Annotated in this window: 25 protein-coding genes; 12 read left to right on the plus strand and 13 right to left on the minus strand. The window is 47.0% G+C overall.

All coding sequences use genetic code 11. From position 1 onward, the window contains the following. Nucleotides 1-78: 78 nt before the first annotated feature. From BST96_RS04310 to BST96_RS04330, 5 genes are read left to right on the plus strand one after another with little or no spacing between them, the layout of a single operon-like run. Entirely contained in the window at nt 79-1356 is a 1278-nt protein-coding gene (locus BST96_RS04310) for an NTP/NDP exchange transporter (protein WP_085757514.1), read from the plus strand. Nucleotides 1357-1378: 22 nt separating this feature from the next. Then, the gene (locus BST96_RS04315; protein ID WP_085757515.1) at nt 1379-2131 is read left to right on the plus strand and encodes an SDR family oxidoreductase; all 753 of its coding nucleotides are present in this window, start codon (nt 1379-1381) and stop codon (nt 2129-2131) included. A gap of 50 nt (nt 2132-2181) precedes the next feature. Continuing rightward, nucleotides 2182-2949 carry an SDR family oxidoreductase gene (locus tag BST96_RS04320; RefSeq protein WP_169713906.1) on the plus strand — a complete coding sequence of 256 codons (768 nt, stop codon included), beginning with the start codon at nt 2182-2184 and terminating at the stop codon, nt 2947-2949. 32 nt (nt 2950-2981) lie between these two features. Next, entirely contained in the window at nt 2982-3800 is an 819-nt protein-coding gene (locus tag BST96_RS04325; RefSeq protein WP_085757517.1) for a flavin reductase, read from the plus strand. 2 nt (nt 3801-3802) lie between these two features. Further along, complete coding sequence (locus BST96_RS04330) at nt 3803-5467, plus strand: UbiD family decarboxylase (protein WP_085757518.1); 1665 nt, start codon at nt 3803-3805, stop codon at nt 5465-5467. A gap of 24 nt (nt 5468-5491) precedes the next feature. Here BST96_RS04330 and BST96_RS04335 read toward each other — a convergent pair whose 3' ends face one another. Together BST96_RS04335 and BST96_RS04340 are read right to left on the minus strand one after the other, a co-directional pair. Next, a complete protein-coding gene (locus BST96_RS04335) occupies nt 5492-5782 on the minus strand; it encodes a hypothetical protein (RefSeq protein ID WP_157117849.1) in 291 nt (96 codons plus the stop codon). Between the two features lie 171 nt (nt 5783-5953). Next, nucleotides 5954-6295, minus strand: a complete 342-nt coding sequence (locus BST96_RS04340; RefSeq protein WP_085757520.1) for a hypothetical protein — start codon at nt 6293-6295, stop codon at nt 5954-5956. A gap of 172 nt (nt 6296-6467) precedes the next feature. Here BST96_RS04340 and BST96_RS04345 point away from each other — a divergent pair, with 172 nt between their 5' ends. The 5 genes from BST96_RS04345 to BST96_RS04365 all read left to right on the plus strand — a co-directional run bounded on the left by BST96_RS04345 (nt 6468) and on the right by BST96_RS04365 (nt 11103). Continuing rightward, nucleotides 6468-8405, plus strand: coding sequence for a thiamine pyrophosphate-binding protein (locus BST96_RS04345; RefSeq protein ID WP_085757521.1), 1938 nt, complete (start codon nt 6468-6470; stop codon nt 8403-8405). After that, nucleotides 8402-8719 carry a c-type cytochrome gene (locus tag BST96_RS04350; protein ID WP_085757522.1) on the plus strand — a complete coding sequence of 106 codons (318 nt, stop codon included), beginning with the start codon at nt 8402-8404 and terminating at the stop codon, nt 8717-8719. Before BST96_RS04345 ends, BST96_RS04350 begins: the two co-directional genes overlap by 4 nt. A 9-nt stretch (nt 8720-8728) precedes the next feature. Further along, the gene (locus BST96_RS04355; protein ID WP_085757523.1) at nt 8729-9430 is read left to right on the plus strand and encodes a hypothetical protein; all 702 of its coding nucleotides are present in this window, start codon (nt 8729-8731) and stop codon (nt 9428-9430) included. 95 nt (nt 9431-9525) lie between these two features. Beyond that, the gene (locus BST96_RS04360) at nt 9526-10590 is read left to right on the plus strand and encodes a type 2 periplasmic-binding domain-containing protein (protein WP_085757524.1); all 1065 of its coding nucleotides are present in this window, start codon (nt 9526-9528) and stop codon (nt 10588-10590) included. Between the two features lie 135 nt (nt 10591-10725). Beyond that, nucleotides 10726-11103 (plus strand): hypothetical protein, encoded by a 378-nt coding sequence (locus BST96_RS04365; RefSeq protein WP_085757525.1) that lies wholly within the window; start codon nt 10726-10728, stop codon nt 11101-11103. A 72-nt stretch (nt 11104-11175) separates the two neighbouring features. Here BST96_RS04365 and BST96_RS04370 read toward each other — a convergent pair whose 3' ends face one another. Next, entirely contained in the window at nt 11176-12303 is a 1128-nt protein-coding gene (locus BST96_RS04370; protein ID WP_085757526.1) for a HupE/UreJ family protein, read from the minus strand. Nucleotides 12304-12390: 87 nt separating this feature from the next. Between BST96_RS04370 and BST96_RS04375 the strand changes: the two genes are divergently transcribed. Continuing rightward, nucleotides 12391-13248 carry a DUF4198 domain-containing protein gene (locus BST96_RS04375; RefSeq protein ID WP_085757527.1) on the plus strand — a complete coding sequence of 286 codons (858 nt, stop codon included), beginning with the start codon at nt 12391-12393 and terminating at the stop codon, nt 13246-13248. Between the two features lie 111 nt (nt 13249-13359). Here the strand turns inward: BST96_RS04375 and BST96_RS04380 are convergent, their stop codons facing one another. The 6 genes from BST96_RS04380 to BST96_RS04405 all read right to left on the minus strand — a co-directional run bounded on the left by BST96_RS04380 (nt 13360) and on the right by BST96_RS04405 (nt 18840). Beyond that, nucleotides 13360-15654, minus strand: coding sequence for a hypothetical protein (locus BST96_RS04380; protein ID WP_157117850.1), 2295 nt, complete (start codon nt 15652-15654; stop codon nt 13360-13362). Between the two features lie 110 nt (nt 15655-15764). Then, nucleotides 15765-16646, minus strand: coding sequence for a DUF1838 family protein (locus BST96_RS04385; RefSeq protein ID WP_085757529.1), 882 nt, complete (start codon nt 16644-16646; stop codon nt 15765-15767). A gap of 23 nt (nt 16647-16669) precedes the next feature. Next, on the minus strand, nt 16670-16891 hold the full coding sequence (locus BST96_RS04390; protein WP_085757530.1) for a hypothetical protein: 222 nt from the start codon (nt 16889-16891) through the stop codon (nt 16670-16672). A gap of 48 nt (nt 16892-16939) precedes the next feature. Beyond that, on the minus strand, nt 16940-17671 hold the full coding sequence (locus tag BST96_RS04395; RefSeq protein WP_085757531.1) for a hypothetical protein: 732 nt from the start codon (nt 17669-17671) through the stop codon (nt 16940-16942). Between the two features lie 18 nt (nt 17672-17689). Next, nucleotides 17690-18280, minus strand: a complete 591-nt coding sequence (locus BST96_RS04400; protein WP_085757532.1) for a c-type cytochrome — start codon at nt 18278-18280, stop codon at nt 17690-17692. A gap of 17 nt (nt 18281-18297) precedes the next feature. Next, on the minus strand, nt 18298-18840 hold the full coding sequence (locus BST96_RS04405) for a cytochrome b (protein ID WP_169713907.1): 543 nt from the start codon (nt 18838-18840) through the stop codon (nt 18298-18300). A gap of 203 nt (nt 18841-19043) precedes the next feature. On the opposite strand from BST96_RS04405, the gene BST96_RS04410 reads away from it, so the two are divergent. Beyond that, a complete protein-coding gene (locus tag BST96_RS04410) occupies nt 19044-19319 on the plus strand; it encodes a hypothetical protein (protein WP_085757534.1) in 276 nt (91 codons plus the stop codon). Nucleotides 19320-19326: 7 nt separating this feature from the next. Here the strand turns inward: BST96_RS04410 and BST96_RS04415 are convergent, their stop codons facing one another. From BST96_RS04415 to BST96_RS04430, 4 genes are read right to left on the minus strand one after another with little or no spacing between them, the layout of a single operon-like run. Further along, a complete protein-coding gene (locus BST96_RS04415; RefSeq protein ID WP_085757535.1) occupies nt 19327-20079 on the minus strand; it encodes a hypothetical protein in 753 nt (250 codons plus the stop codon). A 2-nt stretch (nt 20080-20081) separates the two neighbouring features. Then, nucleotides 20082-20603, minus strand: a complete 522-nt coding sequence (locus BST96_RS04420) for a DUF2878 domain-containing protein (protein ID WP_169713908.1) — start codon at nt 20601-20603, stop codon at nt 20082-20084. Next, complete coding sequence (locus tag BST96_RS04425; RefSeq protein WP_085757537.1) at nt 20587-21855, minus strand: SAM-dependent methyltransferase; 1269 nt, start codon at nt 21853-21855, stop codon at nt 20587-20589. Before BST96_RS04425 ends, BST96_RS04420 begins: the two co-directional genes overlap by 17 nt. A 58-nt stretch (nt 21856-21913) precedes the next feature. Continuing rightward, nucleotides 21914-22693 (minus strand): DUF1365 domain-containing protein, encoded by a 780-nt coding sequence (locus BST96_RS04430; protein WP_085757538.1) that lies wholly within the window; start codon nt 22691-22693, stop codon nt 21914-21916. Between the last annotated feature and the right edge of the window lies 1 nt (nt 22694).

Below are 22694 nucleotides of genomic sequence, written 5' to 3' on the forward strand. Positions count from 1 at the left end.
GCTGAGTAGTAATTACCCCCCTGTTATCGTAGTGTGTTTGCCATCCTAATAAGCAATCATTCACCATGAGACCCTGTTGTGACAAACAATAATTCCGGCCCAATGGCCAATATGCTAAAGACTATTTCCAAGGTAGAACCCCACGAAATCAAGGCTACCGTTACCTCATTTCTGCTAGTGCTGATTTTAATGGCCGCCTATTACATTCTCAGGCCGGTACGGGATGCTATGGCCAGTGACTGGTCCGATGCCGAAGTGGCCACACTATGGACGATTAACTTCTTCTTTAGCTTTGTGGTCGTAGCTGCTTATGGCACCGCGATTTCAAAGATATCCCTCAAAAATCTCGTGCCTGGTGTCTATGGCTTTTTTGCCGCCACCTTTGTGCTGTTTTATTTTGCCTCCAGCTTTGTCAGCGATACGGCACTGATTGATAAAGCCTTTTATATTTGGGTGAGTGTCTTTAGCTTATTTCCCGTCTCGGTATTTTGGAGCTTTATGGCTGACATCTATACCAAAGACCAGTCAAAACGCCTGTTTGGGATTATCACCACCGGAGCCAGTATTGGCGCCATGATTGGGCCGTCAATACCGCTGCTATTTTCTGACCTGGGCACCTATAACCTCATGCTGGTAGCCTGCGTGGTATTAATGGCTACCCTGCCGATTATTTACTTCCTGCAAAGTATTAAAACCTCTGAACTGGGCAATGCCGACCACACGGCAGAAATGCGCTCAATGGGCGGCAACTCACTGGATGGCTTTTCACTCTTTCTGAAAAACCCGTTCCTGTTAGGTATAGGTTTGTTTCTATTCCTCTATACCGGCATAGGGTCTTTTATTTATTTGGAATTAAAAAATCTGATGGCCGATATGAGCCGTGCAGAACGCACCGAGATCTGGGCGTTTATGGATTTAGCCACTAACACACTAACCATTGTTGCCGGTTTATTTATTACCTCACGCCTGGCCACCAAAGTGGGCCTGGGTTGGACCTTGGCACTGCTGCCTATCGTTGTGATGGGCGGACTGCTAACAGTTGCCATGGTGCCGCTATTAAGTGTGGTCGTCGGTCTGCAAATTTTCCGTCGCGGTGGTAATTACGCGATTACCCGCCCAGCGCGGGAAATGCTATTTACCCATGTCGATCAGGAAACCCGCTTTAAGGCCAAACCCGTTATTGATGTGGTGGTCTATCGGGGTGGCGATACCTTCTGGGGCTGGGCCTTTGCCGGCTTAACTCAGGGCATTGGTCTGGGCATGGTCGGTGTGGCTATCGTCGGCGCCGGTATTGCCGCACTGTGGTCTGCTATTGGTTTGTATCTGGGTAAAAAGACAGAACAAGAAAACAACTAAAAATTAAAATATTGAGAGATTTATGAAAAAGATTCTACTACTTAGCTGCTTATGGCTTTTATCGGCTGCTACGGTTGCCGACACGGTATTAATTACTGGCGGCAACCGAGGTATTGGCCTGGAATTTGTTAAACAGTATGCGGATCAGGGTTATACCGTGATTGCCACCGCCCGCAAACCGGAAAAAGCGACTGAGCTCAACGCACTGGCAAAATCCAACAGCAATATTACCGTAGAAAAGCTGGATGTCACTGACCATGCCGCCATTGATGCACTGGCCAAAAAATATGAAGGGCAAGCTGTTGATATCCTATTAAACAATGCGGGAATCTCCGGCGGTAGCGACTCGCAAAAGCTGGGCAGTATTGATTACGCTGTTTACGATAAGGTTATGCATGTTAACGTGCACGGCCCGATGAAAATGGCAGAAGCGTTTCTTCCCCATGTTATGGCCAGCGAACAGAAAAAGATTATCGCAGTCTCGTCCAGTATGGGCTCGATCAAAAAGACCTTCGGTATTTTGTATATTTACCGCTCATCGAAAGCGGCACTGAATATGGCTTACGCAACCATGGCCAAAGAACTCAGACGTAAAAAAGTCATTGTTGGCCTGGTCAACCCCGGCCCAACGGACACTGAGTTTATGCTTGGAGTTAAAGGCAAGCTGCGCGACCCCGCTGTTGCCGCCAGCGATATGATGCGCAACATCGATGGCCTAACGATAAAAACCACCGGCTCTTTCTTGCAGTACAACGGTAAAGAATTGCCTTGGTAAATAAATAAAAGGGTAAAAGTTAACTAGATAACAAACAACGGATGCTCACTATGATACGGCTTATCTACACCACGTTTTTTTTATGGTTGCTTACTACTGGCAACGCCATAGCCAGCGATAAAGGTTTGGTATTAGTTGCTGGAGCCACCGGCGGCACCGGGAAATTGGTCGTTGAGCAACTGCTACAGCAAGGCTATAGCGTTCGGGCAATGGTGCGCAGTATCGAAAAGGGAAAAAAAGTTCTCGGCAACGATATTGAACTGGTTAAAGCGGATGTCACCCAAAAAGAGACGCTGGCCGCAGCCGTCAATGGCACTGACTATATTATTTCTACTATTGGCACGCCGATTGGAGCAGAAGGCACCAATAACCCTGAGAACGTGGACTACTTAGGGGTAGTCGCCCTTATTGATACCGCCAAGGCCGCGCAAAGCAAAAAATTTATTTTAGTCACCTCCGGCGGCACCACCTGGTGGACCCACCCCCTCAATTGGTTTGGCGACGGCGTGCTGACCTGGAAACATAAATCAGAATTACACCTGCGAGCATCTGGCCTGAATCATGTCATTCTGCGACCCGCTGGCGGCCTAACCGATGAACCCCTTAATACAAAAAAAATAAAGTTTACTCAATCAGACGGCATTCCATCGACTATTTCTCGCGCCGATGTCGCCGCAGTTGCTGTTGCAGCGCTGACTCACCCTGAGTCTGATAATAAAACCTTTGAAATTCAGGATGACGAAGAGGGTCAGCTCAGCTCTGAAGTGAACTGGCAGAGTACCTTTGAGGCAATGACTATAGATTCCGATAATTTCTAGCACTTAACGTCCTATTGACATGGGGATACGCCATGAAAAAAGAAATAAAAATAAAACCCTTTTGGTATTCTGATCTTTGGGTATTTCCCAAATTAATCACCGTGATTACCACACTGGATAAACATGGCAAAGTGAATGCCGCTCCCTACTCCCATATTATGCAGTGGGATGTTATGCAAAAAAATCCGCGCATTATGTTAGGTATGCGTCAGGGCTCACACACATTAACCAATATTCAGGAAACCGGTGAGTTTGTCATTAATTGCCCACCGATGGATTATCTGGACGATATGATGGAGACTGCCCGCTTTTACCCCGCAGGCACCAACGAACTGGATAATACGCGCTTTACCCAAATTCCCTCACGCAAAGTGAAGCCACCCAGCTTGCAGGAATGCCCGCAAATTATGGAGTGCACCGTGGAAGAAATTAATCTGCTGGAAAAAAGTAGCGGCATTGTTATCGCCAATATTGAAGCGATAGTGATGGATGAAGAATTAACCACCATGGACAGAGCCGAGCGCTTAACCACGATGAACTTACCCGTAGGCCTGGGTGATCATCAACGGAAGTTTTATTACCACACCAGCACCTCTGACTACACCATGCACGAACTGAAAGATGCCCCCGATTCCATTCAGGCCGCCGATGTTCGTACCAATCTGGATTGGGATGAAGGCGCCATGAAAGCCTTAATGGGCATCCCTGCACCGGTGCGCAAGTTAGTCATTAAAGAAGCAGAAGATTATTCTGAAGAACAAGGCAGCCAAATCGTTACCCTTGACCTGTTTATTGCTATGGGGGAAGAGTTTGGTATTGATGATGAATTATTAGATCGATTCAGGGTGTAACAATGAGCGAGAAAGAGTCTATTAATACTGACGTTTCACGACGCAGCTTTTTAACCGCCACCGGTGTAGCGGCCCTTGCCGCTGCCGGCTGCGCGCCTTTATCCGAAGGCATGAGCAATGGCACACCGGTAGCGCCAAAACGCGATGCCCAAGCGATTGCCAATGCCCCCAAAGCGCCCTTTGATTCTTTTCGGGATTGGATTGCCGCACTGGATGCTCACGGTTTGTTATACCGTATTCCTGAAATCGATCAGGATGCCTACCATGCTACCGCATTATTTTATCGCGCCACCGATAAGTTCAGCATGTACGGTGCACCTGCCTTTATGTTTGACCGAATAAAAATTGATGGCGAATGGGTTGAAGGCCCGATGTTTGCCAATCATCAGGGGCACTGGATTACCGACTGTCTGATCTGGGGTTTAGATCCTATAGAAAATGATAACTACGCCAGCTACCGCAAAGCCAGAGGCTATCTGGAAAAAATGCTGGCTGACAACAATGGCGAATATCCAATGATCCCGCCAAGGGAAATTGAAGCCAGTGCCGCCCCCTGTAAGGAAATAGTACTGACTGGCGATGATATCGATATTACAAAATTTGCCTTTTTTAAAACCAACCCGGGTGATGGTGGCCGCTATGTCAATACCGGCTCGGTCTTTATGGATGACCCCAAGATGGGCCCTAACTACGGCACCTATCGCAATGAAATCAAAGGCCCCCGCAAACTGGTAATGAACCCTGAGCCCAACCAGACTGGCCACCGGATGATTATGGCGGCAAGAAAACGCGGCGACAAAGTCTTGAAATTATCCATTGTGGTTGGTCAGGACCCGGTTATCTGGATGATCAGCGGCTCCAAAATCAAAAATCGTTTTACCACCAAAGACCCTATTTACGAATTGGATATTGCCGGCGGTATGCGCGGTAAAGCCATTGATATCGTTAAATCCGAAACCAATGATTTAATGATTCCCGCCCATGCGGAAATGGTGATTGAAGGGGAAATTGTTCTGGACGGCCCTATGGAACCAGAGGGCCCCTTTGGTGAAATGTTCGGTTATATGGGCCCGGCAAAATCAGAAAATTTTGTGATTAACATCACCACTATTACCCACCGCAAAAACCCATGGTTAATGAATGCCTTTACCGGTATGCAGCGCGGCATGGTCACGGCACCAGCAGACGCACTCTATGCAACATCACTCAAAAAGAAAATTCCCAATATTGTTGAATATACCAACCCCCATGACACGATGGGCATGGTGGTATTAAGCATTGATAAACAGGAAGCCGGTGAAGGAATCAAGTCAGGCATGTCTATTGCCAAAACCAACCCGATCGCCAAAGTCGTGGTGGTAGTTGATAAAGATATTAATATTCTTGATCACCGTGAAGTGATGTTTGCCATTGGCTCTCGCTGGCAGCCACACCCTGCATCAAAAATTTTGGAACGGGCTTTTGGTTTGCAAACTGACCCCAGCCAGGTAAAACGCAACCGCACCAGCAAGATTGTTATTGATGCAACCAGACAGTTGCCGGATGAAGGCGGCAGAGAGGCTTTCCCTATGTCTAACCGTGAGCATTTGGCTGAAGGAGCGCCTAATGCTTTTGCTGAGGTTGAGCAATTATTGGTGCCGGATTTATTTGAGTGGGATCAGATTTAACCCCTTAATAGGGCTAGTTATGGATCAGTGCGCTGCGGCATGGGCAAAATACAGCGCCACACAAAACCAGGCGCCCATTAAGGCCCAACTACTTACTGATATATATGGCATATAATGCCCGGCGCCTCGGACAACTGCTCTGATCCAGGCCAACAGGATAATCACTCCCAACACCGCAATCACTATCAGTTCCGATTGCGACACAATGGAGCTGGCAAAGAAAAACGGTATCGGGCCAAGCAAGACCAGGATCACAACACCCAAAGCAGCCAGCAAGGCAAGCTCGGGGCCGTGGATAGAATAGCCTACGGTCACGATCGGTATCGCAAAAAGGACACTATAGAATAGTAATAGGATGACACTGCTTTTTATTTGATTAGTCATATACCGGAGGGAATATAGCGCTTGTTATAGGCGCTTGTCGATATAATCCCGTGGTGATAATCAATACGTCAGAAAAAAGAGAAACCAGGCAGGGTAGACTAACTAGGTCCAATCACCGCCCTGAAAACTACAGCCCACCTCAAGGTCTTCCGCATTGCCCGTATAATAAGTCAGAGTAAACTGTTCCAGAGTACATACACCAATACTACTATCCGTAGAACAGCTTGCCTCGTCATAGGAGGCATCTGCATTCGACCCCTCAGTAGCAAACTCTTCACAACGAGCCTGGTCCACAGACTCCGCACAGACCTTAAAAGGCCCGGCAAACATATTTTCCTGGGTATAATTACAACTGCCGGCATGGGCAGAGATAGCAAATAGCAGGCAGAGGGGAAAACAGATAGCTCTGGTCAGTATTATTTTTATAGCAGGTCCAAACTTCATTTTTACTCCATGGACTCAAAAACGGTCTTCTGAGGCTCATAATATTACAAAGCCCCAGCAAGAAATGCCGACAAATAGTAAAGAAATGGTAAAGACTGTTAAGGATATTTATTCTCTCTAAGGCTCACCCTATACTGGGCCTCGACAGTCATAATAAGCAGCAGAAACCGCCATGACCGATAGCACCGTTCAGACTATTGTTAAGCAGTTACTTGATGGCCAATTGTCACGCCGAGGCTTTGGCAAGGCGTTAATGGCACTGGGCTTTTCTACCGCTGCTGCCGATTCGCTGGGTAATATGGTGAGCGATAGCTCAACCACCACCACCGCGCCAGAGCCCCTGCCCCGCTCCGGCAAAGTGGTTGAAGGCACCGGTGCCGATATTCTGATTGAGACCTTATTGGCCGCCGATGTTGAATATATCTTTGCCACCACCGCCACCGGTATGAGCGCCTTATTTGATGCGTTAGCGCTAAGGCCGCAGATTAAATTTGTTCTCGCCCTGCAAGAGGGCCAGGCCGCCGCCATGGCCCACGGCTATGAATTGGCCAGCGGCAAGACCGCGGCACTGTTTTTACCCGGCGTAGCTGTACCCAATGCTATGAATAACCTCTATAACGCCTGGAAAGACCGCTCCGCCATTGCAGTATTTTCCGACGCTCAGGCCACCACCTACCGCGGCCGCAACCAGTTTCAGCAAATGGATGACTGGCTGGAGCCAATGAAGCAATTTACCAAGTGGGCCTGGGAAATACACCATATTGAACGTGTTAGTGAATTTACTCGCCGCGCTTTGAAAATGGCCAATACCCCACCTGGTGGCCCAGTACATATTCGCTACCCACGCAATGTACTGGATGTCGGAGGCCAGAAACAAACCGTTTATCCGCAGAGCTTATTTAGGGTGGATGTTAACCTGCCTCCTAAACAAGATCTGATTGAACAAACGGCTCAAATGCTGCTGGCAGCCAACAAACCGTTTATCAATGTCGGACATGAAGTTACCCGGGCCGGTGCCGTCAATGACGTGATAGAACTGGCGGAAATGTTAGGAGCCCCCGTTAGCCAGGGTTATTCGGTTTATGGTGATTTCCCCTTTAACCATAAACTGTTTGCCGGCTTTTATGGGCCCGGTGCACCCCGCGGTGTATTCAGCTCCGATGTCTTTTTAAATCTCGGCAGCGAAATGCCAAGCTGGGGCATTATTGCACCACCACCACCCAAGAAAGCCAAAATTATTCACGCCCGGGTTGAGTATGGGGATATCGGTAATATCCATCCCACCGACCTGGCGATTGCCGGTGGCATGAAGGAAATTATTGTCGCTATTAAAGACACATTGCGAACACTGATCAGCGAACAAGAACTCGCTGCTATTGCCCAACCGCGACTGGAAAAAGAAGAAGGGAAATTTAACCGCCGCAAGGAAAAGCGATGGCAAAAAGCACAGCCCGATTGGAATGCCTCCCCCATGAGCTGGGATCGTGTCGGTCATGAATTGGAACAACAGTTAGAGCAAGACGCCATTATTGTTTCCGAACTCAATAACCGCACACCGTTAAAATGGCTGAACTTTGCCCAGGATAAAAAACGCCTGATCGGTCAAACGACAGGTTTTGCCCTCGGCTGGGGTGTAGGTGCAGCGATGGGTGTTAAAGTCGCCGAGCCCGACAAACAAGTCGTTTGCTTATTAGGGGACGGCGGGTTTCTATTTGGCCAAAGTGAAACCTTGTGGATGGCCGCCCGGCATGAAATCCCTATTACTATTGTCATTTTTGATAACGAAGCCTATGACGGTGAGCGGGAGCGGATTTATCAGTTTTCACCACTGGCAAAGGATAAACAGCGACGCCACCTATGGAAAGATATCAGCTGCTATTTGGGCGACCCACCGGTTGATTTTGTAAAACTTTCCGAATCATTTGGTGTTGAAGCTGAACAGGTTATACAGCCTGACGATATGGCCAAGGCATTAGGCCGCGCTAAAAAGGCCAACCGCGATGGCAGGGCCTATTTAATAGCTGCAAAAATTATGCAGCAAGGCAAAGGCGCTAATGAAAACTGGCATCCGGGTATTTCTATTGCCGATAAGCGTGAGAAAAAAGTGTGAAAAAATTTTCGCTACTACTGTTAATGGCGGGCAGTTGTTATGGTGAGTTGCATAGCGACGGTATCGATATGGATGATATCAGCGATAATTTTGACTGCTTTGCCTGCCACACGTTAGAGGACCCGGGCGTAGGCCCCAGCTTTAAAGCAATAGCCCAACGCTATACCGCTCAAGATAAAACTATGCTGATCGATAAAATCATCAATGGTGGCGGTGGCAATTGGGGGCAGGAAATGATGTTGGCCCACCCTGATATCAACGAGGCTACAGCGGCCAGCCTGGTTGACTTTATTTTTTCAACCGTAGACCCCTAAGGAATAAACGTGAACTTTAAAAACCCCTTAAGCCAGCATATTTTTGCTACGGTCAAAGAGCCTCTGCAATTAACCATCGACGAGCAGTATCAAGATCTGCATACCATCAATACACTGAAGGGGGATGCCATTGGGTCAGTGCATGTTTTTCACGGTACGCGTTTAGAAAAAATGGTTATTTCAGAATTTATCACCGGCCCCGGCATGGTCGCCTCGCTGGTTGTTATCAAGCCTGACTACCAGTATGACGTACCTCGCTTTGGCAGTGACTTTAGCGTGATGAATGACAAACTGCATTTGGATCTGGATTTATTTCCACATAAAGATTTGGCCGCCGATGGCGACTATTATGAGCAGGCTTTCGCTTCGCTGGAAAAACCCTATACGTCAGCTTGCGAACAGTTTACCACCATGGCCCCCAGAGGCTTATGGCTGAGGAATTATATTTCCCCCTACTTTTTTATGACCGACGCCGAGCCAACAGATACCGCACTGGAGGCATTGCAGGCTTTAACCGCCGACTATCTGCAAAGCTGGCTGGCCATATGGGCAGAACAGGATAAAGCCGTTAGCGATGCGACTTACCAGAATATCACCCAGCGAGCGGCGCATTTTGAGCGCCTCTCGATGCAACATAACCCAGTCAAAAATCTGTTTAGCACTATTCTGGGGGAAGAACTGGCCTTAAGAAGTTTGTCAGCGCTGTACTAGTAACGACTTAACAAAGCTTAACAAATAACAGTAATTATTAATTTGATTACTGCCGATATAAGAAGACAATAGTTTTAACGACTGGAGACTGTTTTATGCCCACTATGCCCACTAATCGCGGCCGCCGTTTTGGCCTGATGGCTGCACTATGCAGCGCGCTACTCTTTCAAGCCAGCACCAGCTATGCGGGTGCCCATGCCGGTGCCGATTTTTCCAAGGTTGAAGAACTGCCAGTGCGCAGCGGTGACTGGTCACCTGAAGAAATCGCCAAAGGCCGCGAACAGCTTATCCGTGCCTTTGATGCTGGCTGGGTCCGGGTTATGGCCAGCGGTAAAGATCAGGAAATTTTAGCCACGGAGCCGGCCAATATGCCCGGTGCCTCCAAAGACTATATTGTCCGCATGGCTGACTGCCTGCCCCACCCTGACTTAAACCAATGGCCAGAAAAACCCGTGGGGATGTTTAAAGATATTTTAGAGACCGGCGTGATCCGTCAATTGGTGCAGGGGGTGCCTGAAACCGATGCCAATACCTCCTGGTACTTCTCCGGTATCAGCCAAAAATACCAGCAGGCTGTGTTTGATGAGATCAACAAGCACTATGGTGTTAACCTAAAGCTGGAAAGCGTTGTACTTAAACCTGGCCGCCTGCCCGCCACGTCTGTATTGGTGGCCAATAAGATCGATTTTGTGAGTCAGTTAAACGCCACCGGTGGCGTTACCGAAGGTATTCGCCGTCGCACTTCACGCCGCTTTAGCTGCACCATGTCGGCCTCCAGCCAATTTGTGCATATTCCTGAAGGCTCCAAACTTTCCACTGAAATCAAGACCTTTGGTGATCTGGTCGCACGCCCGGAGATTCGCATTTGTGCCGGCCCACTGACCACCCAAACCGCCAAAGCCTTTATGCCAAAGCATACGGTTAAAACCAAATATGTGAATGATTTAACAGTCTGTGATAAAGCCCTGAAAAAAGGCCAGGTTGATGTCATTATTAACCCGCTTCACGACTTAAGTATTGCTGGCCTGAAAGGCTATAAAGCAGTACCCACCATGATTGTTGCGGGTACCCCGCTATGGGTGGCCAAAGAGGGGATTGAGTGTGCGGACGACGGTAACCCACGCACTGAAGATGAATGCCACGAGGTCGATAAGCCCTAAGATTGGGCTTAAAGTCATCTAAAAGGTAGTAAACAGCGTATAAGTGCTAAGCCTGGCCATGCCACGCATAGCTTTAGCCAAAAACATGATCTATGCTTAACCTAACAACCACAGAAAACTAATAAGGAACAAACTATGAACTTATTCTCTAAAGGCCTGTGCTTAGCCGCAGCAATGACATTAACTAGCAGCGTATTTGCCGGTCTTCACAGTGAAGATGATGGCTCACCAAAAGGTAAGCCAGGTGACGGTCACTGTGTCTATATGCTACAGAACAATATGATGGATGAGCAGGTTAAAACCTGTCAGCAGCCAGCCAACGTTGCCGGTTGTAAAACTCTGGGTAGCATGGACGACAATACTGGCGGCACTCACGGTGCAGGCGACTGTGCAATGGAAGGTGCTAAAGGCTCTTGTGAAGCAGAAGGTACTAAGTGGGTTTACTTTGATGGCGATTGGGAATCAATGGAAACCGGTTGTGGCTTCCAGGGCGGCGATTGGACTGATTATTAATCAGCCATTGCAGCCTTAAAATAAAAACGGGGCCTGGCCCCGTTTTTTTATGCCTGTTATAAAAAGCGTATTCTACAACAGGGTTCTCTCAACCAGCCAATAAGCACCCACCATAGCGACCAGTAAGGAAACCGGAATAGTCACCCGCTGGCGGTACCAGGGTTTATTGCCAAACCAATAGCCCAGTAACAGATAACACAGCACAATCACCGTTAACTGCCCCAACTCAACACCGACATTAAAAGCAATTAAGCCAGTCACAAAATGACTGGAAGACAAACCAATTTCCGTCAGCACACCGGCAAAACCCAGGCCATGCAATAAACCAAAGGCAAAAACAATCGGCGGACGCCAGCGGCTTAAATGGTCGGAATAAATATTTTCTATACAGACATAAACAATGGAAGCGGCTATCAAGGGCTCAACAATCGATGGCGAGATTTGCACGATACCCAGCATCCCCAAAGCCAGTGTTACAGTATGAGCAAGGGTAAAGCTGGTCACCTGCCACAACAGTGGTTTAAGCCTGACACTGAGCAAAAACAAGCCGACGACAAATAAAATATGGTCCAGACCTTTTGGCAAGATATGGGCAAAACCAATCGCGGTATAATTAGCAAATACGCTGAAACCGCTTTGCGGTACAACCACATCCAAAGCAATATCCGCACTGCTCTCACCCTGCTGTAAATAAGCCGTATAAATATCCGCCTGGGTAGCCGTGCTAACACGCAGCGCCATCGCACCAAAGGCCTCACTCCAGCGCAAGCTTAGCGGGGAATAGTTGACCGGGAGCTGGGCCGCTAAACGTAACTCCGACAAGCGCGCCAGATCGAGATCCCCCACCTGATTGACCCTGACAGCAGCCACATCCAGTGGTAGCACCTTGCCCGCAACGGTTAAATGCAAGCCCTCAAGAAAGCGTGGTGAAAAATTAGTAAATGCCTTTTGCAGCGCAGCCGGAGGCAGCGCACGTAATTCATTATAGTAAGCCGCATTGGCGGACTCCGAAGTATCTTCATGCTCAGGGCCAATTTGCGCGATTAAAGCCTCCAGATTAAGGCTGATGGTTAGGCTTACCTCGCCTTTATCAGCAACCACCAAATCTGCAATAGCGGGTCGAATTTCATGGCCATAGGAGGCCATGGCAGCAAACAGCAATCCGATGATTAAGGCAAAACGTACAGCAGGTAATTTCATAGTTTTTTTATGTCAATAACCTTAACAACAGGCTACTATCCTCAAACGGTAACGGGGAGTTAACAAGTCTGTATTAGACCTAAAATTATGTTCAACAACAATAAACTTATACTGCAAACAGGCCTTTTATGGTTCATTCTTTTTAGCGGCCGTCTGGCCGCCCATGAATTTTGGATTGAGCCTCTCGATTATTCCCCGTCGATCAATGACCCTATTGTTGCCAACCTTAAAGTGGGGCAAGATTTTAAGGGCAATGCTCTGGCCTTTATGACGGTCGAGTTTGAAGACTTTGAAATAGTTCTGGCCAACAACATTAACAACAACAGTAACAACAACAGCAAAAACATCCCCACGGAAGTCAGTACCCGTTTTGGCGATATCCCCGCCCTTAATCAAGCCAACCTCGGTGCGGGCTTAACCATTCTGTCCTATGTCTCTGGCAACTCCACCGTGGTTTACCCCAGCTATGAAAAATTTACCGAGTTTCTTGATAAAGAAGGCCTGAACTGGGTTATCGAAGAACATCGCAAAAGACAATTGCCCGCTTTTGGTTTTACTGAAGCCTACCAACGTTTTTGTAAAAGTCTGGTCGCAGTCGAGAATGCTCAGGGTAACGACTATGCCTTGGGGCTTCGCTTTGAATGGGTGCTCAACAATAACCCTTATAGCAATAATCCCGCTGAGCCGAATATCAATGCCCAATTACTTTGGGAGGGCAAACCCTTTGCCAACAGCCGCGCCATTGTCTTTACCCACCATAAGGGCACTGTAGCTCATAGCTTTTATACCACCGATGATCAGGGCTACATCCGTATTAAACGCCAGGATAATACAGCCTATATGATTTCTGCGGTGCATATGATTCAGCCGGGGCTGGCACTGGCCGGGTCAACCGGAGCCGTTTGGCAAAGCCTATGGTCATCGACCACCTTTAAAATACCGTAATTGCGCAAAGGCAATGACGAACTAGCTGCCCATAAAAAAACGCCAGACTGTAATCCCTGCTGCAGAGAATAAAATCTGGCGTTGCTTGTTCACCAAAGCTAGCTACCCGAACTAGCTACCTTGCACCAATACAAAATTACCCAACGCCTGAACATCAAAGCTAACAGTACCAGCCGCTTCATCCACTCTCATTGGCTGGCCACCGGGCACACCATAAACAGGGTCATATTCACTGGTCAGGTCGTTATAAATCATCACCTGAATATTGGCAGCATCGCTTACCTTGCTCTTGTCATAGGGCATGGTAATAACCGATGGTGCATTAAATAAGGTACGGTAAGGGCCAAAGTAAATCACCGAAGAGATGGCTGCTTTAGGGGCCTTTAATGCCACACCCGGCTTGGCCATACCCTGAGTACCGATATAGCCGGTAAAATCATCCCAGGCTGACCAGGCATGGTCTTCAGGCTTGGTAAACTCATTAAAGGGACGGAAGGCATCTTCGCCCACATTTTTATAGCGCCCCTTAGGCTTAAAGACATCAAAGTAGGTTAAATCTTCAGGGATACCTGGCTTATAGTCTGGGTGTACCCATAGCTTGGCGCCAGCTAATTCACCCTGGGTTACTTCAACAGCACCACCACCGGCTTTAGTGATAGCACCTTCAGCAGCGATATCAATATCCAGATTAGGGAATACACCGTAGCGCTCGACCGCACCGCGAATACGCATCGCATAGCCAACATTAAAGTCAGGAATTTGCTTATAGAATACATCCGTCAAGGTAATGCGAGTCCAGTCATCATCACATTGCGCGGTATCTTCAATCACCTGCTGCTCAACCGTGCCGTCTTCGGTATAACGCTCACACCAGCTGACCCAAAACTCATGGTTTTTAAACTCTTCTTTGGAGTTATAAGGCAGGTTATTTAAATCACGGATAACCACTTTAGTATCTTCGTTATCACCAAACCAATGGGAGGTTACGATAATAATATTTTTGCGCTTGTCTTTTGGAATAGCGATATCCAGATTTTCACGGATATTCGGGAAGTCTAATGGGTCGTCTTCAAAACTGACTTTATTGGTCCCCTGCATCGCATAACTATATAAGCTATTGGTACGCGACTCTTCACCGCCGGTACCGCCAGACTTACTAAAGTTTAGCTTCCACTTACCACCATTGGACTCATCAAAGGCCGCTATCAAGTAATGCTTGGCACTAAGGAAGTTATTAAAACCATTTTCGTGAAAGGTTTCTTTAGCCAAGGGCTGTGGGCTGGACATATTGCCGTTAGGGTTACCACCCGGCCATGGCATACCGTAGTTGGTATAAAGAATAGACACCTCTTCGCCTTCCGGGAAGTTTTTAATATGCTTGGCTACCAGATCTACCACCAGTTTATTATATTCCGGATTACGGCCCACCTGACGCACATCATGTATTTCAATATCTTTGTCTTTACCAATTTCAATATCATTCATACACAGGGTGTAGTCTATCCAACCACGGCCCATGGTATAAATCGCATAATTGTTATAGTCGGTGGTTTCCCGAGAGACGACCATTTTCTTATGACCTTCTCTGACCATCTGCACAGCCAGATCATCGTGACGCACACTTTGACCGGGAACGGATTCATAATAACCCGTACGGAAGTCAATTTTGTCACCAAACATATCGACTAAGATTTTTTTCGTACCACTATGCAGGATGACATAGGTTTCATTCAGGTGCGGCTCTTCGTTCGGATCCATACCTTCCACAAAGGTTAAACGCACATCCGTCAAGCGACCAATTTCATCTAAATCATGAATACCATTGGGGTGCTTAATCACAAAATAATCCGACAGGTAATCTTCACCGGTACGTGGATCAGGGTTAAGGTTTAAGCGCTCAATAGGTAATTTGATGGTTGTCGCCGGCTTGATTTTCATCTTGCGGACTTCATTGCTGGTTAATATCATTTTGGGATAAACAATATTGGTATAGGTCTTGGCTTCGGCATCGTATTTATAAACACCTAAACCATCATAGAGTTTTTCCAGCATGGGGGTTTTATATGCAACGGCGTAAGGAATTAAGCCCTGCTTAACCCGGTATGGCCATTCACCCAAATAACTTTCAGTACATTTTTCCTGTTCGGAGGTTTGTCTTGGACCGCGATAGGCACGGTTGCCCAGCCCTTCCCGATATTCAGGACTGTTACCGATAGGCGTTCCCCAACCGGTATTAACAATCGCAATACGCTCTTCAATGGGCGTAGGGCCAACGACCGGGGTGTTATCGATGGGCATTGTATTTTTTTCAACCGCCGCCGTATTATCAGCCTGTGGTGCACAGGCGGCAATCACTACACTCGATGCTGCTACCGCTAATAACCGCTTTATTCCTGGAATATTCATCGTTGGACTACAGCCTCCAAAGGAAAAAATCTATGATTAAAATGACCGAAGGCACTCATTGAGTGCCTTTAGTTATACGCCGTACTATCTGTTGAACAAAATCGTCTGGATTACTTCTTAACAGGAACCGGTTTGCGGTCACGTAAGTAGTTAGTAAATGACGACTCATTCTGCTTGCCCCAACTGGAGCTTGGTGGCGCCTGGAAGTGCTCAGGATCTTCTTTCTCAATTTTTGCACGAAGCTGGGCAGGAATATCATCGATACCGTTGCGTAACTTCAGTGAGTGAGTACGGAAAACAATTTCTCCTGGCATTTCGCCCATTAACATCCACGGGAACCAGGTGGCGATACGCGACCATGAACCCATATTAGGAATACTATCCAGCTTGGGATTTAATAAGTCAGCTGTATCAAACTGGCGCAAAAACATTTCCGACACTTTAGTCATTGGACCGGCATATTCGCGGGGCCACTTTTCTTTAGTCAGCAGCGAAGGTAACTCCATATGCAGCTCAAAGTTGTTGACGCCGGTTGCACCCATAAAGTCCCACATTGAAGGAAAAGGGACTTTGATCACGGTGTTATCCATTTCAAACTCATTCATGGCCGCCATCTTGTTGTTTACCTGCATATTTTTAATATGGTAAACCTCGACCTTGTCGTCGATTAATGGATTATGCCACCAGTCAATATATTCACCGGTGCGAATATCGCTGTAGTAACCGATTTCACGGTGAAATACATGCACATTACCGTCGGGCTGTGTTTCCATACGGCTAACACCGATACCCTCAAGACCTAATAATGGAATTAATTTTTTACCGGGCAGAGAAGCAAACAAGTGACCACCGTAGTAACCAATGGTTTCTTCTTCAGGGTTGGCACTACCCATTAAGCGGGTAAATTCGGTTAAGTTAGTTTGCGGATCATTTAAATTCAGCGGAAAATCTTTTGGCAGACGCGAGTCGTTAAAGCCTTTTAATGTCATCATAATAGTAGCCCTATTCTCTTCAATTATTTATTGTGATTTTCAAAGCCAGTCACATCGACGACTGGGCTTAATAAACTTGGCATAGCATGGGTTGAAAATGGATTGGCGTAACAAGCGGCCAATTCTTCAGCATTATGCTCGGCAGCTGTTTCTGCACGAGTTAATGAAGAAAGGCTTAGGCCACTGGCAGCAACTGCGACGCTACCTGCACTAAAACCGATAAACTCTCTGCGGTTGGTTTTCATAGTTTGCTCCTGAATATTAAAATTTTTTATACTGTACTGTCTGGCTATTTACTCAACGATGCTGACAGTCACTTCACCATTTTCACCGAGGTCAGAAACAGCTAATTCAACACCCATAATTTCACCATAGCGCTTATAGCGAGGGATAGTATAGTTGTCATGCACTTCTTTCTCTGTCAGATTCTTGAAGATACCGACTTTTTGACTCACCTTTAATACATGCCCATAAGGGCTGGTATAGCTCACACTGGTAGGGCTGGTCCATTTCAGGTCATCCACCAATTGATAAAAACACGTAGTCTGCTCAAAAACAGCTTTTAAGGCATAATCTTTACGGCCAGTCATTTTGATGCCAGCGGCAATACGCTTCATCATAAACTCAGTGGTTTTAATATCGTTATCAACCAGTTCTTTATACATACCCTGGTCTTTAGCAAATGACACTGCAGTCAGGTGCAGTTTTACCAACGCATCATTAAATTCATGCTGGTAAGCTTTTTGGTGATTCATGGTCTTAACAGCCATATTGACATAGTGACCCATAACAGCTGGATCCAACTCCTTAGCTTTGGGAGTCATATCTTTAACCATGGCTAATACGCCTTCACCCAGCGCAGTTTCCTGACCTTCAAGCCCGGTGGTTTTATCCAGCTTTTTATCCAGAAAGGCTTCCATTTGTTTTGGGTCCTTCATGGCGTTTTTATGGCCACCGGCAAAGACTGCGCTACTGGCTACCGCTAAAATAATACCGGCACTCATTGCTTTTATTACGCTGTTCATGATTATCACCTCAATTATTTATTGTGCTTGTTTCGCTTTTTCCAATTCTGCTTTTAAATACTCTTCTTCAACGGTACTGCCGACAGCGGTCCATTTCTTTAACAGGTTGATAACACGCTTGCGCCGCTCAGGGTCCGATATCACCACCGGGCCATGGTTCATACGGTTACCGGGTATATAGGCCTGCGGATCGGTAATAAACTCATCGATGGTTTGTTCCGTCCAGATAAGTTTTTGCTCACCGGCACCAATAAAGGCTTCGGAATAATAGAACCCTGGAATAGTGGCGGCCTGGCGACCAAAAATACGGTATAGAGTTGGGCCGGGTTCTTCCGCAGCACCGGGCTGCATCACATGGCAGTAACGACACCAGCGGAACTCATTGTCCATTACCTCAAGCTCAAGTGCGTCTTCAGGCATAATAGGCGACAGTTCTATGTCGGTATATACGGCGGTAATTTCCCGGTCAGAAGTAAACGGTACCACGCCAAACTGCCAGTAAGGCATCATCAGGCAGCAACCAAAAACAATGGCAAAAAAACCACCGTGCAATAATTTGGCAGATAACGTGTAGCTATCGGTTTGATTAGAATTTTTAGAGTAACCCATTAATTATTCCCCAAACCTTACACATGCATGCCGGGCAGCATTCTACGGAAACCTACCTTATAGCGCAGCGCGTGGTAAACAAATACCACCAGGTAAGTCAGCATTATTACATTATTGAAAAACAGAAATACGCTATGAGCGTAGCCAGAAAAAGTGACGGTCCAGCCTTCAAGTATCGGCAGGGTAAACAAACCAAACATACTGACTTCATAGCCCATAGCCCAGCTATTCATAAAACCGCTAATGCCCAGGCCCAGTACATCAATATAAAGAAACAATAAGGTCAAGCGAGATAAACCGTAGGCATTCTCTGTCATGCCCTTGGGCGCTTGCGGCCTTGGGTTCTTGGCCCACCACAATAGCCGCAGTGTCACGAAGACAAAGGTAATCACCCCCAGGGTCATATGCAGGGCGCGGCGAAAATCCCGGTCAGGGTCGCCCACATTCATTAACGGCCAGGATACTGAAACGATAAAGGTAATGGTAAAACTAAAGAAAACCAGCCAGGCCAATATGGCGGAGGTAACGCCATAGCTTTTCTTGGTATCGGGATCCAGCATAGATATTTGCGCTCTGTAAATGTCTGCCTGAGTCGTAGTACACGACAATAGTAAGGGCAACATTGTCACCCAAGCTTCCCTAATAATCTACCGGCCCAAACTATTCTTAACACTTTATAGTGTTAAGATTTCTTGATTTTCGTAAGGGAATATTAGATCGTTATTGGGTTTACCAAAATTCGCCACCAAAGGCTCTTATAACCATGAAAACAGTACTGGAATACCAAGCCAACAATGAGCCGCCCTATGCCCATATGGAGGCCATTATTGAGCTGCTGCTGGCTAACGGCAATACACTGGCGAGAGCCGATCGCTGGCACAATGATATGGCAGCCACCATTTGCTTTGTGACTGAGCCGGTAGACTTTGACTTAATTGAGGGTCATTTTGAGCTACCCCCCTGTGTCAGGCTAAGCAAAGACCGAGGAGCCATTGAGTGTGATGAAACCTGGCGCACAATACAGGGGCCACCCCGCTAAATCGCGCCTATTGAGGAGTAGCCTCCGATAGCAAAGGGGCGCAAAGGGCCTCATCCACACATAAGCCCTGATAGCGATAGCGAATATCCACCTTTAGGCCATTGCCCTCCTTATCCATCATATTGCCCAACCCCCTGAAACGGCTTAGTTGCTGGGTATCTTTATCATAGCTAAGTTCAATAGGGTCTAATAGTAGCCGAATAAACCAGTTAGAAGAGTTGACCGAAAAACAGACATCATTCTGGCGCTCTGCTGCGCAAAGTTTTTGCTTAATCATTAAATTAACCAAGCTCATCCGCGTGGGTGCCGGAAAGTAAAATTCCAGACTGGCTCCGGTTAGCAGTGACGGCCAATTTTCTCGCACATAGTTATCAAAGCCAGCATCTATCACCAGTGGCCAATTGGCATCCAGTGTGGCGGTTTTTTGTTCTGCGTCATTATCGGTATAAGCGAGTGCCAGCTGATCACTGTCCCAGGCTATTTGAATTTTTTCAGGGTATAGCCAAGCCTGATGATTCACCTCAGGGGTAGACTTCCCCGGGCGGTAGTTAAGGGACTTCTCAGCTATTTTGCTATTATCCGGGGCGATATATACCACCCGATGATCCATACCATCCTCTGAGTAATAGTGGTATTCACGGTAAAGCAAAGTCTCACCGCCCAGCGCATAGGCATCGCCAATTACCGTAAGCTTTTCAGCATAAGCGGCGGACGACAGTAGCAATAACAGAGCGCAGCTTTTTATCAGGCGGGCAGCCATAACTAGCTAGCTTCCCGGGAGCGGATATAGTAATAGAAGGCAGGCAATAGTATTGCCCAACACAAACTAATACAAAGCATTGAAAATAACGGCGGCGTAGACAAGGCCACATCAGCCAATTTACTACCGGCAAGGTAGGACATCGGCCCTGAAATAGCGCCCAATAACGCAGCCAGCCATAAACGCTCTTTTAACCAGCCAAGGCTATGATTTAAGGTAGTGGCAAATAACACCCAGAGACAAAGTAACCACAGTGGGATATACAGCAGTGACGGGGATTGAAAAGAAAACACCCCGAACTGAGTCAATGCGTTATCTACAACAAAGCCTGTTAGAGCAATAATGGTGATCAATGGCCACTCAAATCGCTTATTAACAATAAACAATTCATGAATGCAAAGAATGGCGACAGTCACAACAAAAGCCACCACATCACCGCCTAACACACAGGCAAACCAACCCAACTGAAACAAGGCAGCATTTAGAAGTTTTTTATTCGCCGCACCCTTAATGAGCAGGAGCAATCGCTCTTGCGCCCGGTTTTGCGAATACGATTTGCGCAGTACTGATAGCACGTTCGGCAAAGCCTCCCTCACAGTAACAAAGATAAAATTCCCACATCCGACAGAAGATATCGTCAAAGCCCATCTGCTTAACAGTTTCCATTTCAGCATGGAACCGCTTGCGCCATTCGGCCAATGTTTTGGCGTAATCCAAACCAATATCGTGGTGATTAACAATCATCATATCGGTATTGCGCGACACACATTGCGCAATAATTTCATTGGAGGGCAAGCAGCCTCCAGGGAAAATGTAACGCTGGATAAAATCAACCGTACGTTTGGCTTCCTGATAGCGCTGGTCGGCAATGGTAATCGCCTGGATTAACATCAGACCATCGTCTTTTAGCAGGCTGGAACATTTAGCAAAGTAGTTATCGTAGTACTCATGGCCAACTGCTTCGATCATTTCAATAGAAACCAATTTATCGTACTTGCCTTCCAGGTCACGATAATCTTCCAGCAATAAAGTGACTTTATCTTCCAGACCTTCGCGCTTAACCGCAGCACAGGCAAAGTCATATTGCTCCTGCGAGATGGTGGTGGTGGTCACTTTACAGCCATAGTTTTTAGCTGCATGAATAGCCAAACCACCCCAACCGGTTCCCACTTCCATTAAATGATCATCTTCACTTAAGCGCAGCTTTTTACAAATGCTGTCCAGCTTAAATAATGAAGCCTCTTCCAAACTTGCATCTTCTGAAGGAAAGATAGCCGAGGAATACATCATGGTGGGGTCTAGGAATAAAGAGAAAAAGTCGTTACCCAAATCGTAGTGGGCGGAGATATTTTTTCGAGAGCCGCTCTGGGTATTGGCATTTAGCACATGCATAATTTTTGAAGAAATACGGTTTAAAATGGGGCGTGTGTTATCCATTTTATTGAGCATTTCCAGATTTAATGTCATTAAGCGAATCACATCCAGCAAGCTGGAAGATGACCAACTACCTAACATATAAGCTTCAGCGGAGCCGATAGAACCACCGAATAAAATATCTTTATAGGTTGAGGGGTGATGGATAAAGACATGGGCAATCAGCTCTGCCTTATCTGCCGACTCACCAAACTCATAGACCTCGCCATCTTCTTGCAGTACCAGGCGGCCTTTGGTGATATGTGACATCGCCTTGAGTAAGGCTTTTTTTGCCATCGCGTCCCAAAAACTGGCTTTGACTTCGCGGCTGGCTTTATTGTCATTGATGCTTGCAATGCTCATAGGTATTTTATCCTATTTGTTTCCCGTTGCTTGATTGATTGGCTCATCCGTTATTCGATTACGGCTGAGCTAATGGCTTTTCTGGCTCATTATTTTTAGGGTGATCAAATACTGGCACGCCTTTAATAAACAGTTTAGCAGCTTCCCAGTAAATACCCGCTATTACCTTTAAGGTCATGAGCGGATAACTCCAGACTAAGCGCCGTAATTTGGCGGCACTAATCTCTTCTCGCTGCAGGACCAGAGTGGCGTCAAACTCCATCGCTTCATTATCAGCTTCACCACGCCAGTTTTGCATATTGATGCGTAAACTGTCCTCCGGCAAGCTGCTACGCCAGTCGTATCGCACATCCATCGGATTAAAGGGCGACACATGAAAATCTTTGTTAAAACTTATACGCTGGTATTGCCGGTTTGGCTCACAGGGCAGCACATAACAATGACGCTCATCCCAAGGGGTATTATTTACCTCTGCAATAATATATTGCAGCTGCTCCTGCTTATCAAAACAGTAGTAACAGCTGATGGGGTTCATAATTAAACCAAAATAGCGCAGATTGCTTAATAAACGGATCGGCCCCTCAGGATAAACACCGGTTTGCTTTTCTACCTGCTGCCTGACCGCAGTATCCAGCGGAACGGCGGGGTCACCCAAAAAATCCGAGCGCTTAAAGCGAGCCAGAGCCCAGCCTTGGGTGGACCACAGGCGAGTGCCATTAAACACCTGATCCAACTCAGACAGGTCCAGCAACATCATAAACACTTGATACTGCAAGCTATGCTGCTTGGGTGTATAACGACGGTGGCGGACCCAGCCTTTATAAATTGCACTTTTCATC

It is taken from the genome of Oceanicoccus sagamiensis (assembly GCF_002117105.1).
Taxonomy (GTDB): domain Bacteria; phylum Pseudomonadota; class Gammaproteobacteria; order Pseudomonadales; family Dasaniaceae; genus Oceanicoccus; species Oceanicoccus sagamiensis.